The sequence below is a fragment of the Actinomycetes bacterium genome (assembly GCA_036510875.1).
Taxonomy (GTDB): Bacteria; Actinomycetota; Actinomycetes; order Prado026; family Prado026; genus DATCDE01.
The window spans coordinates 1-12,070 of sequence record DATCDE010000116.1 but is presented as its reverse complement, the minus strand read 5'-3'; the positions used below and the strand labels follow the sequence as shown (position 1 = coordinate 12,070).

Annotated in this window: 10 protein-coding genes; 2 read left to right on the top strand and 8 right to left on the bottom strand. The window is 70.6% G+C overall.

What is annotated here, in order from left to right:
* Nucleotides 1–150: 150 nt before the first annotated feature.
* Entirely contained in the window at nucleotides 151–1,167 is a 1,017-nt protein-coding gene (gene speB / locus VIM19_06965) for an agmatinase (GenBank protein ID HEY5184637.1), read from the bottom strand.
* Between the two features lie 38 nt (nucleotides 1,168–1,205).
* Here speB and VIM19_06960 point away from each other — a divergent pair, with 38 nt between their 5' ends.
* Nucleotides 1,206–1,367 carry a hypothetical protein gene (locus VIM19_06960; GenBank protein ID HEY5184636.1) on the top strand — a complete coding sequence of 54 codons (162 nt, stop codon included), beginning with the start codon at nucleotides 1,206–1,208 and terminating at the stop codon, nucleotides 1,365–1,367.
* Nucleotides 1,368–1,442: 75 nt separating this feature from the next.
* Here the strand turns inward: VIM19_06960 and VIM19_06955 are convergent, their stop codons facing one another.
* The 7 genes from VIM19_06955 to VIM19_06925 form a co-directional block, all read right to left on the bottom strand.
* On the bottom strand, nucleotides 1,443–2,936 hold the full coding sequence (locus tag VIM19_06955; GenBank protein ID HEY5184635.1) for a CoA-acylating methylmalonate-semialdehyde dehydrogenase: 1,494 nt from the start codon (nucleotides 2,934–2,936) through the stop codon (nucleotides 1,443–1,445).
* A gap of 135 nt (nucleotides 2,937–3,071) precedes the next feature.
* Nucleotides 3,072–4,472, bottom strand: a complete 1,401-nt coding sequence (locus tag VIM19_06950; protein HEY5184634.1) for an FAD-dependent oxidoreductase — start codon at nucleotides 4,470–4,472, stop codon at nucleotides 3,072–3,074.
* A gap of 7 nt (nucleotides 4,473–4,479) precedes the next feature.
* Nucleotides 4,480–5,271: an ABC transporter permease gene (locus VIM19_06945; protein ID HEY5184633.1), complete on the bottom strand. Its 792-nt coding sequence runs from the start codon at nucleotides 5,269–5,271 to the stop codon at nucleotides 4,480–4,482.
* A 71-nt stretch (nucleotides 5,272–5,342) separates the two neighbouring features.
* Nucleotides 5,343–6,257 carry an ABC transporter permease gene (locus VIM19_06940; protein ID HEY5184632.1) on the bottom strand — a complete coding sequence of 305 codons (915 nt, stop codon included), beginning with the start codon at nucleotides 6,255–6,257 and terminating at the stop codon, nucleotides 5,343–5,345.
* On the bottom strand, nucleotides 6,254–7,447 hold the full coding sequence (locus VIM19_06935; GenBank protein HEY5184631.1) for an ABC transporter ATP-binding protein: 1,194 nt from the start codon (nucleotides 7,445–7,447) through the stop codon (nucleotides 6,254–6,256). Before VIM19_06935 ends, VIM19_06940 begins: the two co-directional genes overlap by 4 nt.
* Before the next feature lie 2 nt (nucleotides 7,448–7,449).
* Nucleotides 7,450–8,661 (bottom strand): spermidine/putrescine ABC transporter substrate-binding protein, encoded by a 1,212-nt coding sequence (locus VIM19_06930; protein HEY5184630.1) that lies wholly within the window; start codon nucleotides 8,659–8,661, stop codon nucleotides 7,450–7,452.
* Between the two features lie 27 nt (nucleotides 8,662–8,688).
* The gene (locus VIM19_06925; GenBank protein ID HEY5184629.1) at nucleotides 8,689–10,173 is read right to left on the bottom strand and encodes a gamma-aminobutyraldehyde dehydrogenase; all 1,485 of its coding nucleotides are present in this window, start codon (nucleotides 10,171–10,173) and stop codon (nucleotides 8,689–8,691) included.
* A 252-nt stretch (nucleotides 10,174–10,425) separates the two neighbouring features.
* On the opposite strand from VIM19_06925, the gene VIM19_06920 reads away from it, so the two are divergent.
* On the top strand, nucleotides 10,426–12,048 hold the full coding sequence (locus VIM19_06920) for a PucR family transcriptional regulator ligand-binding domain-containing protein (protein ID HEY5184628.1): 1,623 nt from the start codon (nucleotides 10,426–10,428) through the stop codon (nucleotides 12,046–12,048).
* The last annotated feature ends 22 nt before the right edge of the window (nucleotides 12,049–12,070 follow it).

Below are 12,070 nucleotides of genomic sequence, written 5' to 3'. Positions count from 1 at the left end.
GTGGCCGACGGCGAGGCCGCCGGTTGTCCACCCAGCCTGCCGCAGCCGGCCAGCAGCGCGGCGACGCTCATCAGCACGACCGTCCCAGCGGTCCTCACACGGCTTGGACGCACCGGGGCCCGGCGCGGCTCCCCCGCCGGGAGCCCGGTGTCAGTCCCGGTCGGCGAGCAGCGGCCGCGCGGGATCCCAGCTGGTGCCCTGGGCGGCGTCCTGGCGGCGCCGGGCGACCGACGACAGCGCCTCGAGGACCACCCGGTTGGCCAGGGCCGCGGTGATGTCGGCGTGGTCGAACGGCGGGGACACCTCGACGACGTCCATGCCGACCAGGGGCAGCTGGTAGGCGATCCGGCGGACGGCGTCCAGCAGCTGACGGGCCGAGATGCCGCCGGGCTCCGGGGTGCCGGTGCCGGGCGCGTGCCCGGGGTCGCACACGTCGATGTCCACCGACAGGAACACGCCGTCGCACTCGTCGGTGGCGATGGCGAACGCCTCCGTGAGGCAGGCCTCCAGGCCCCGGACGCCGATCTCGGTCATCTCGTAGGAGCGCATGCCCTGCCGCGCCATCCAGTCGAGGGTGTCCGGCGGCGGCCAGTAGCCGCGCAGCCCGATCTGCAGGAACCGGTCGCCGCGCGCGGCACCGGACTCGATCAGCCGGCGCATCGGCTGCCCGTGCCCGATCAGCGAGCCGAACTCGATGTTGCCGGTGTCCGCGTGCGCGTCGAAGTGCAGCACCGCCACCCGGCCCCAGCCGACGGCGCGGGCCACTCCGGTGACGTCCGGCCAGGTGATCGTGTGGTCCCCACCCAGCACCAGCGGGATGGCACCGGAGCGGGCCACCTTCTCCACCTCGGCCTCGAGGGAGGCACAGGCCCGTGCCGCGTCACCGGAGAACATCATCACATCGCCGGCGTCGACGACCCGCAGGTCGAGCAGGCCGTCGGTGCGCAGCGCGAGCGACGGCCGCGAGCCGTCGTGCGGCAGGTAGTCGGTCATCCGGATAGCCTGCGGGCCGAACCGCGCGCCCGAGCGGTACGACGTCCCGCCGTCGAACGGCGCCCCCAGGATCACCACGTCGGCGCCCGCGTAGGACGCCGGGTCGTCGAGGTCGCACGGGTCGACACCGAGGAAGGTGAGGTCCGGGCCGTACTGCCCGCCGTATCGCGCCATGCGGGCGAGCCTACGGGTCGACCTGGCACACCGGGCCGGTGACCGTCCGCCTCGCCTACGAGACCCACGCCACGACCACCGACAACGAGGCCGGCGTGGCCATCGGCTGGCTGCCAGGGCAGCTGTCCCATGCCGGGCGAGTCAACGCCGAGGTGCCGTACCCGGGCGGGGACGACCTGCCCGCCACGTGGGCTCCATGATCACCATCTGCGGACCAGGTGCGCCGCGAAAGGGCACGATCGGCCCGTAGACAACGATCATGAAGAAGGCGGAGGTCAGACGTTCTGCGGGAAGCCGAGGTTCAGGCCGCCGTGACTCGGGTCCAGCCACCGCTGGGTGACCACCTTGCCGCGGGTGAAGAAGTGCACGCCCTCGGTGCCATGCGCGTGGCTGTCGCCGAACAGCGAGTTCTTCCAGCCGCCGAACGAGTAGTACGCCATCGGCACCGGGATCGGCACGTTGATGCCGACCATGCCGACCTCGACCTCGTTCTGGTAGCGCCGAGCGGCGCCGCCATCGTTGGTGAAGATCGCGGTGCCGTTGCCGTACGGATGCTCGTTGACCAGCTTGAGGCCCTCCTCGTAGCTGCCCACCCGGACGACGGACAGCACCGGCCCGAAGATCTCGTCGCTGTACAGGGACATGTCCGGGGTGACGTGGTCGAACAGGGTGGGGCCGAGCCAGAAGCCGTCGGTCGCGCCGTCGACCTCGATCCCGCGCCCGTCGACCACGAGGGTGGCGCCCTGCTCGACTCCGGCGTCCAGGTAGGACGCGACCTTGTCCCGGTGCTGCTTGGTGACCAGCGGGCCCATGTCGCAGCCGCGGCGGCCGTCGCCGATGCGCAGCGTGGCCATCCGCTCGGTCACCTTGGCGATCAGCTCGTCGGCCACCGGCTCGACGGCCACGACCACCGAGATCGCCATGCAGCGCTCGCCGGCCGAGCCGAACCCGGCGTTCACGGCCGCGTCCGCGGCCAGGTCGAGGTCGGCGTCCGGCAGCACGAGCATGTGGTTCTTCGCGCCGCCGAGCGCCTGCACCCGCTTGCCGTTGCGGGTGCCGGTCTCGTACACGTACCGGGCGATCGGGGTGGAACCGACGAACGACATCGCCTTGACGTCGGGGTGCTCGAGCAGCCGGTCCACCGCCACCTTGTCGCCGTGGACGACGTTGAAGACGCCGGCCGGCAGCCCGGCCTCGTTCCACAGCTCGGCCATCAGGTTCGCGGCCGACGGGTCCTTCTCGCTGGGCTTGAGCACGACCGCGTTGCCCGCGGCGATGGCGATCGGGAAGAACCACATCGGGACCATCGCCGGGAAGTTGAACGGCGAGATGATGCCGACGACGCCGAGGGGCTGGCGCAGCGAGTAGGAGTCGACCTTGGTCGACACGCCCTCCGAGAAGCCCCCCTTCACCAGGTGCGGGATGCCGCAGGCGAACTCGACGACCTCGAGGCCACGGGTCACCTCGCCGAGCGCGTCGGAGAGCACCTTGCCGTGCTCGGCCGTGATCAACGCGGCCATGTCCTCCTTGCGCGCATTGAGCAGCTCGCGGAAGCTGAACATCACCTGGGTGCGCCGGGTGAGCGAGGCGTTGCGCCACTCGGCGAAGGCCTCCTTGGCCGCGGCGACGGCGTCGTCGACGACCGCCGCGCTGGCGAAGTCGACCTTCCCGCTCACCTCACCGGTCGCGGGGTCGTACACGTCGCCCTGTCGCTCGGCGACACCGCCGAACGGCTTGCCACCGATCCAGTGCGTGAGGTGCTTGGCCATGGGAGGTCCTTCGGGGGAACGGGAGAACGGGAGAACACAGCTGACGGTTGCCATTGTGACGGGACGGCACCGACCCATCCACCCGCAGACTGCGGGCAGACCAGCCATCTGGTTGACACAGTGTCGACCGACGACTCAGGAGTCGAAGCCCAGCCCGAGCCGGTCCAAGGTGCGCAGCCACAGGTCGCGGCGGCCCTCGTTGCGGTCGGCCCGGCCGATGGACCGGCGGGTCAGCTCGATGGCGGCCCAGCGCATCGGCTCCGGCGGGAACGGCACCGGTTTGCTGTGGACCATCTCCAACGCGGTGACCTCGTTGCGGCGTTCGGCCAGCAGGTCGAGCATGACCCGCGCCCCGAACCGGGTGGCCCCCACCCCGAGCCCGGTGTACCCGGCCACGTACGCGACCCGGCCGCTGTGGGCGGTGCCCCAGAAGGCGGAGAATCGGCTGCAGGTGTCGATCGCGCCGCCCCAGCTGTGGCTGAACCGCAGCCCCTCGAGCTGGGGGAAGGTCGCGAAGAAGTGCTCGGCCAGCTTGCCGAACGTCTCGGGCCGCTGGTCGAGGTGGCCGCCCATGCCGTTGCCGAAGTGGTAGACCGCGTCGTAGCCGCCCCACAGGATCCGGTCGTGCGCCGTGAGCCGGTAGTAGTGGAACTGGTTGGCCGAGTCGCCGATCCCCTGCCGCCCCTTCCAGCCGATCGCCGCCCGCTGCTCCGCCGACAGCGGCTCGGTCATGAGCGCGTAGTCGTACACCGGGACGACGTAGCTGCGGATCCGGCGCAGCAGCGGCGGGAACGCGTTGGTGGCCAGCGCGACCTGCCGGGCCCGCACCGACCCCAGGGGGGTGCGCACCCGCATGCCCGCGCCGTCCTCGGCCAGACCGGTGGCCGGCGTGCCTTCGTGCACTCGCACGCCGAGGGACTCCGCGGCCGTCCGCAGCCCGTGGGCCAGTTTGGCCGGGTGGACCATGGCCACGCCGGTTCGGTCGAGCAGCCCGCCCAGGTAGGTCGGCGAGGCGACCTCGGCGCGCAGCGCGTCGCGGTCCAGCCACTCCAGCTCCAAACCGTGGCGGGCGGCCTCCTCGGGCTCCCCGCGGAGGTCCTCGACCTGCCACGGCTGCACCGCGACCGAGAGCTCGCCGGTGCGCTCGAACTCCGCGTCGATGCCGTACCGCTCGAGGGTGGCCTCGATCTCGTCCAGGTTCCGCCGGCCCAGCTCGATCAGCAGCGGCAGCTCGTCGGGGAACCGGTCGAGCCCGTTGCGGAACCCGTGGGTCAGGCTCGCGGCCATGAACCCGCCGTTGCGTCCGGACGCCGCCCAGCCCACGGTGCCGGCCTCGAGGAGGACGACGTCGCGGCCCGGGTCGGCCTCCTTGGCGAGCAGCGCCGTCCACAGCCCGCTGTAGCCGCCACCGACGACGACCAGGTCGGCGTCGGTGTCACCGTCGAGAGCCGGCGCACGCGGTGGCCGGGGTGCCGCCGGGTCGACCAGCCAGAACGGCTTCGGCTCGGCGGCGGACAACGCGGCCAGCGCGCGCATGGGTCGCTCAGCCCTTGGGACGACGCCGCCAGGCAATGAACTGCCCCAGCCCAACGAACAGGAACGAGATCAGGAACATCACGGTGCCGATCACGTTGATCTGCACCGGCGTGCCCTTGGACGCCGCGCCCCAGACGAACATCGGGAACGTGATCGAGCTCGACGACGCGTTGAAGTTGGTGATGATGTAGTCGTCGAAGGATAGCGAGAACGCGAGCAGCGCGCCCGCGGCGATGCCCGGTGCCACCAGCGGCAGCGTGATCTTCATGAAGGTCTGCCGCTCGTTCGCGTACAGGTCCATGGCCGCCTGCTCGAGGCGGGGGTCCAGACCGGCGATGCGGGCCTTGACCGTGACCACCACGAAGCTGATCGAGAACATGATGTGCGCGATCAGGATCGTCGTGGTGCCCAGCGGGAACGCCATGTTGACGAACAGGGTGAGCAGGGACGAGCCCATGACCACCTCGGGCGTCGCCATCGGCATGAAGATCAGCAGGTTGGTGGCCGCGCGGCCACGGAACCGGTACCGGGCCAGCGAGAACGCGATCATCGTGCCGAGGATCGTCGCCACCAGGGTGGCGAGCAGGCCGATCTTGAGGCTCAGCCCCACCGCCGTGCACATGCCGGGAGGCGCGCATGGGTGCAGCCAGGCGTCGAAGGAGAAGGCCACCCACTGGTAGTTGAACCGGCCGGCCGGCTGGTTGAACGAGAACAGGATGACGATCACGTTCGGCAGCAGCATGTACACGAACACCAGCGCTGCCACGATCGCGATGATGTGCTCGCGGACCCAGTCGATCGGGCCCTTGCGCGGCCGCTTGGCGGGAGGTGCCGTCTGGCGGTTGGGCGGGGCGGAGGTGAGGGTAGCCATCACACCAGCTCCTCCGTCCCTGCGCGCCAGACGTAGACCGACACCAGCACGAGGATCGTCACCATGAGCGTGAACGACAGGGCCGCCGCGGTCGGGTAGTCGAGCACCCGCAGGAACTGGCCGTCGATGACCTGGCCGATCATCGTGGTGTTCGGGTTCCCGAGCAGCTTGGAGTTGATGTAGTCACCGGCGGCCGGGATGAAGGTCAACAGCGTCCCCGCGACCACGCCCGGCATGGACAGCGGCCAGGTCACCTTGCGGAACGCGGTGAACGGGCGGCCGTACAGGTCGGCCCCGGCCTCGAGCAGGCGGGGGTCGATCCGGTCCAGGCTGGCGAACAGCGGAAGCACCATGAACGGCAGGAAGTTGTAGGTCAGACCCGCCATCACCGCGAACGGCGTGCTCAGCAGCTGGTCGCCGTTCACCAGGTTCAGGGCCTGCAGCACGTTCATCAGCCCGGTGGCGTTGAAGAGCTTCACCACGATGCCGTTGCTCGACAGGATGGTCTGCCAGGCCAGGGTCCGCAGCAGGAAGCTGGTGAAGAACGGCGCGATCACCAGGACCAGCAGGACACCCTTCCACTTCCCGGACTTGAACGCGATGGTGTACGCGAGCGGGTAGCCGATGAGCAGGGCCATCGCAGTGGCGACGAACGCGTAGATGAACGACCGCAGGAACTGCGGCCAGTACAGCGAGAACGCGTCGGTGTACGTCTGCCAGTGCCAGGTCAGCGTGTAGCCGGTGTCGATCGAGCCGGTCTGCAGCGACTGCGACAACAGCGTGACCATCGGCACGACGAAGAACACGACGAGCCACAGGAGCCCGGGCAGCAGCAGCAGGTACGGCACCAGCCCCTTGCCGCGCCGGGTGGGCGGCGGTGCCGCGTCCGTCCCGATGTGAGCGATGGCGCTCATGGGCTGACGCCGACGGCCGGCGCCGCCTCCTCGCCCCCGAGGTCCACGCCGGCGTTGGCGTCCTGGGATGCGTCCAGCCCGAAGGTGTGGGCCGGGACCCAGGACAGCTCCACCTTGGTCCCCGGCCGCAGCACCTCGGCACCGACGTTCTGGGCGAACACCATGATCTCCTGGCCCCACGGCATCCGGACGAGGTACTGCGTGCTCACCCCGGTGAAGCTGGTGTCGGAGACGACGCCCCCGGTGAGCACGTTCATGCCGGACGCCTCGCCCCCGCGACCCTCGGTGGCGATGCGGATCTTCTCCGGACGCACTCCGACGAGCAGCTTCAGGGTCGAGGTGGCGCGGGCCCGCGACTTCGGCAGCGCGATCCGCTGGCCGGCTACCGACAGCAGGATGTCGTCACCGGCGGTGCCGGAGATGTCCGCCAGGATCAGGTTGGACTGGCCGAGGAAGTTGGCCGCGAAGGTCGTGGCCGGGTTCTCGTACAGGTCCCCCGGGTGGCCCATCTGCTCGACCCGGCCGGCGTTCATGACCGCGATGGTGTCGGCCATGGTCATGGCCTCCTCCTGGTCGTGGGTCACGTGCACGAAGGTGATGCCGACCTCGGTCTGGATCCGCTTCAGCTCGATCTGCATCTGCCGACGCAGCTTGAGGTCCAGCGCCCCGAGCGGCTCGTCGAGCAGCAGCACGGTCGGCCGGTTGACGATCGCCCGGGCCAGGGCCACCCGCTGCTGCTGGCCACCGGACAGCTGGGAGGGCTTGCGCCGGGCGAGGTGCCCGAGCTCCACGAGCTCGAGCGCCTCGTCCACCCGACGCTTGACGTCACCCTCCTTGCGGCGACGCAGGCCGAAGGCGACGTTCTCGAAGATGTCCAGGTGCGGGAACAGGGCGTAGTTCTGGAACACCGTGTTCACCGGACGCCGGTACGGCTTGGCACCGGTGATGTCCTTGTCGCCGATGAAGATCTGCCCCACGGTGGGGTCCTCGAGCCCTGCGACCATCCGCAGTGTCGTCGTCTTCCCACAGCCCGACGGTCCCAGCAGGGCGAAGAAGGAACCCTGCGGGATCGTCAGCGTCAGGTCGTCGACCGCGGTGAAGGCACCGAACTGCTTGGTCACCTGCACGATGCGGACGTCGCCGTCCTGCGCGGTGCCTTCGCGGCCAGGTGCCGCACCTGGATCGGACATGCTCAGCCTCCGATGACGGCCTGGAAGGCCTTGTTGTACTTCGTCTCCTGGTCCGCGGTGAGGCCCATGAAGACGTGCGCGGTCGCCATCGTCGCAGTCGTGGGGAAGATCAGCTCGTTGTTCGCCACCTTCGGGTCGCTCTTGAGCAGGATCTCCTTGGCACCCTTCACCGGCGAGATGTAGTTGACGTAGTCCTCGACCTGCGCCATGACGGCCGGGTCGTAGTAGTAGTTGATCAGGATCTCGGCGTTCTTCTTGTGCTGGGCCAGGTTCGGGATCAGGAAGTTGTCCGACCAGATCATCTGCCCGGTAGCCGGCAGCACGTACCCGAGGTTGGGGTTGTCCGCGCGCAGCTGGACGACGTCACCGGTCCAGGCGAAGCAGGCCGCGATGTCGCCGGAGGCCAGGCCCTTGCCGTACTCGTTGCCGGTGAAGCCCTTGAGCTGACCGGCGTCCTTCGCCTTCTGGATCGCCGCGATGGCCTGGTTGAACTGCTCCTCGGTGAAGTTCGCCGGGTCGTTGCCCTGGGCCAGCATGATCAGGCCGACCGTGTCGCGCATCTCGGTGAGCAGCGTGACCCTGCCCTTGATGGCCGGGTCGGTGAGCAGCTGGTCGACCGTCTCGATCTTCTTGCCGCCGGTCGACTTCGGGTTGTAGGCGATGCCGGTGAACCCGCTCTGCCATGGCAGCGAGTACTCGCGGCCCTTGTCGAACTCGACCTGCTGGAGGCTGTCCTCGAGGTTCGTCCAGTTCGGGATGTTCGCCTTGTCCAGCTTTTGCACCCAGCCCAGCCGGATCAGCCGGGAGGCCATCCAGTCGGTGAGGCAGAAGGTGTCCCGACCGGTGTCCTGCCCCGCCGACAGCTGCGGGCGGATCTTGGCGAAGAACTCGTCGTTGTCGTTGACGTCCTCGGCGTAGTTGACCTTGATCCCGGTCTTCTTGGTGAACTCGTCGAGCGTCGGGTGGGTCTTGGTGGTGTTGTTGACGTCGATGTACTCGGGCCAGTTGGACCAGTTGACCAGCATGTCGACGGCCGAGCGGTCGGACGCGGTGGGCCTGGCCGACGCCGAGCTGCCGGTGTTGGTGCCCTTGACGCCACAGGCGGCGAGCGCGGCGGCCGCCCCCGCAGCGGCAGCGCCTTGCATCACCGTGCGGCGGGTCAGCAGGCCGCGCATGAGCGCCGGCGACGGGATGAAAGGGTCCTTCTCGGTCATGACGGGGTTTCCTCCGGGAGCGGGTCTTTAGCGGGTGCCGAAGACGGTGCGATGCCAGTCTTTGCTGGCCCGAGCGGTCAGGTCGTACATGACGTGCTTGATCTGGGTGTACTCGTCGAACGCGTACGTGCTCATGTCCTTGCCGAAGCCGGACTGCTTGTAGCCGCCGTGGGGCATCTCGCTGATGATCGGGATGTGGTCGTTGACCCAGACGGCTCCGGCCTTGATCTCCCTGGTCGCCCGCATCGACCGGAAGACGTCGCGGGTCCACACCGACGCGGCCAGGCCGAACGGGGAGTCGTTCGCGAGCCGCAGACCCTCGTCGTCGTCATCGAAGGGGAGCACCACCAGCACCGGGCCGAAGATCTCGTCCTGCACGATCTCCGAACGCTGATCCGCGCCGACCAGCACGGTGGGCTCATAGTAGGCACCGCGGGACAGGTCCCCTTCGGTGGGGATGCGTCCCCCGCGTACGACCTTGGCTCCGTCGGCCACGGCTCGCTCGACGAACCCGGCCACCCGCTGCTGCTGCAGCCGGGAGACCAGCGGGCCCTGGTCGGTGGCCGGGTCCAGGGTCGGGCCGAGCCGGACCTGCCCCATCACCTGCGCCACGCCGTCGACGAACGCCTCGTACAGCGGGCGCTGGACGTACGCCCGGGTGGCCGCGGTGCAGTCCTGGCCGCTGTTGATCAGCGAGCCGGCCACGGCCCCCTGGACGGCGGCGTCGAGGTCGGCGTCGTCGAAGACCAGGAAGGGGGCCTTGCCACCCAGCTCGAGGTGCACCCGCTTGACGGTCTCCGCGGCCACCTGCATGACCCGGCGGCCGACCCCGGTCGAGCCGGTGAAGGACACCATGGCGACGTCAGGGTGGGCGAGCAACGCCTCACCCGCCACCCGACCGGCGCCGGTGACCACGTTGACCACGCCGTCCGGCAGGCCGGCGTCGTGGCAGGCCTGCGCGAACATCACCGAGGTGAGCGGGGTCAGCTCGGCCGGCTTGAGCACGATCGTGTTGCCGGCGGCCACGGCCGGCAGGATCTTCCAGGCGGCCATCTGCAGCGGGTAGTTCCACGGGGCGATCGAGCCGACCACCCCGATCGGCTCCCGCCGGATCATCGAGGTGTGGTCGGGCGAGTACTCCGCGGCTGCCTTGCCCTCGAGGTTGCGCGCCGCACCGGCGAAGAAGGCCACGTTGTCGATCGTGCCGGGCACGTCGAACTCGGTGGTCAGCTTGATCGGCTTGCCGGCCTGCCGCGACTCGACCCGGGCGAACTCGTCGGCGCGCTCCGCCAGGAGCCGGGCCAGCGCCACCAGCGCAGCCGACCGGGTCGCGGGCGTGGCGCCGGACCACTCGGGGAAGGCCCGTCGGGCGGCGGCGACAGCGGCGTCCACCTCGGCCGGACCGGCCAGCTCGACGGTCTCGACGGTCTCGCCGGTGGACGGGTCGACAACCGGGTGGGTGGCGCCGGTGGAGCTGCGGATGAGGGTGCCTCCGACGAAGGAATGGCCCACGGTTGACACGCCCGACCCCACCTCCTTGAGAGGCGCCATCGTGACAGACGCCCGACCTTGGGACAAGTGAATCCGTCGTCCGATCGCGCATTGACGACGAAATCGCGATGTGGCCGTAACCAGACACGACGAGGAGCAGGGGTCGCGGCAGGAAGCCTGCGGGCCCGTTCGAGCGCGCGCAATCGGCACTGTGACAGGTGTGGCATCCTCCTGCTTACAGACTGTCGTGCGGGCGGAGCCTGGAGGGGCCGCATGGGAACCGCCGGGTCACCGACCCTCGCGCTGCCGACGGTGGCCGAGGTGCTGGCGCTGCCCCCGCTCGCGGCCGGCGAGCCCGAGGTGCTCGCCGGGACCGCCAACCTGGACCGCCGCGTGCGCTGGGCGCACGTCAGCGAGATCGCCGAGATCGCCGGGCTGCTGCACGGCGGCGAGCTGCTGCTCACGACTGGGGTGGCGTTGCCGGACGACCGCGCCGAGCTGGCCGCGTTCGTCGGCGCGCTGGACGACGCCGGCGCGGCCGGCCTGGTCGTGGAGCTCGGCCGCCGCTACCAGCGCACGCTGCCACCGACCCTGGTCCGGGCCGCGCAGGAGCGCGGCCTGCCGCTGGTGGCGCTACGCCGCGAGGTCCGGTTCGTCGCGGTGACCGAGGCCGTGCACGCACTGGTCGCCGACGCCCGGCTGCGCGAGCTGCGCGCTTCCGAGGAGGTGCACCAGACCTTCACCGAGCTGTCCGTCGAGGGCGCCGAGCCGGTCGAGGTGGTGCGCCAGGCCGCCCGGATGTCCGGCCGGGCCGTGGTGCTGGAGAACCTGGCCCACCAGGTGCTCGCCTACGACGCCGCGGGCGGGGACCCGCGCGAGCTGCTCGACGGCTGGGAGACCCGCTCCCGCGCGGTCGACCCGAGCCAGCGCACCGGCTACGACGAGCGGTCCGGTTGGCTGGTCACCGTGGTCGGGGCCCGCGGGCACGACTGGGGCCGGCTGGTCCTGGTGGCCGGGGCGCCGCCGCCGCCGCGCGACGTCATGCTCGTCGAGCGGGCGGCGTCCACGCTAGCGCTCAACCGGCTGGTGGAACGCGACCGGGAGAGCCTGGAGCGGCAGACCCACCGCAGCCTGCTGTCCGGCATCCTCAGCCACAGCTGGCCGGCGTCCGAGGTGGCACTGCGGGCGGGTGCGCTCGGCGTCCCGCTGGAGGGGCGCCGACTGGTGGGCGTGGTGCTGCGGCCGGCCCCGCTGCCGGGCGAGGCGGTGCTCGAGGCCGAGCAACGGGCCCGCGACCTCACCGAGACGGCGGCAGCGGCGGTGCGGACCGCCCGGGTCCCCGCACTGGTCGGCAGCATCGACGACGTCGGGGTCGGCGTGCTGCTGTCCCTCGGGCCGCAGATGCGCGTCGACGACATGCTGGACTCCTTGGCCGCGGCGCTGCACGCACCGGACGACTCGGTGATGGCCGTGGGCTCGCTCGTCGAGCAGATCGCCGACGTGCGGCGCTCGTTCCTGGAAGCCGCGCACGTGGCGGACGCCGCACCGCGGAGCACGGCGCTGCCCTTCCACCGGCTCGAGGACGTGCGGCTGCGCGGGCTGCTGCACCTGCTGCGCGACGACGCCCGGCTGCAGACCTACGTGGAGCGCGAGCTGTCCCCGTTGCTGCGCTACGACGCCGAGCACGGCACGGACCTCACCGGGCTGTTGCGGATCTACCTGGACGAGGGCCGCAACAAGTCGGCCGCAGCCAGCGCGGCACACTTGTCCCGGCCGGCGTTCTACGAGCGGCTGCACCGCGTCGAGCGGGTGCTCGGCGCCGACCTCGACGACGCCGAGGGCTGCCTTTCCCTGCACGTGGCCCTGACCGCCCTGGACGCCCTCCGCCGCGCCTGACGGTTCGGGAGGCTGAGCGGCT

Excerpts from the sequence above, each read along its gene's own strand:
- speB (HEY5184637.1), bottom strand. The coding sequence starts at position 1,167 with ATGGCGCGATACGGCGGGCAGTACGGCCCGGACCTCACCTTCCTCGGT.
- VIM19_06955 (HEY5184635.1), bottom strand. The coding sequence starts at position 2,936 with ATGGCCAAGCACCTCACGCACTGGATCGGTGGCAAGCCGTTCGGCGGT.
- VIM19_06950 (HEY5184634.1), bottom strand. The coding sequence starts at position 4,472 with ATGCGCGCGCTGGCCGCGTTGTCCGCCGCCGAGCCGAAGCCGTTCTGG.
- VIM19_06940 (HEY5184632.1), bottom strand. The coding sequence starts at position 6,257 with ATGAGCGCCATCGCTCACATCGGGACGGACGCGGCACCGCCGCCCACC.
- VIM19_06935 (HEY5184631.1), bottom strand. The coding sequence starts at position 7,447 with ATGTCCGATCCAGGTGCGGCACCTGGCCGCGAAGGCACCGCGCAGGAC.
- VIM19_06930 (HEY5184630.1), bottom strand. The coding sequence starts at position 8,661 with ATGACCGAGAAGGACCCTTTCATCCCGTCGCCGGCGCTCATGCGCGGC.
- VIM19_06920 (HEY5184628.1), top strand. The coding sequence starts at position 10,426 with ATGGGAACCGCCGGGTCACCGACCCTCGCGCTGCCGACGGTGGCCGAG.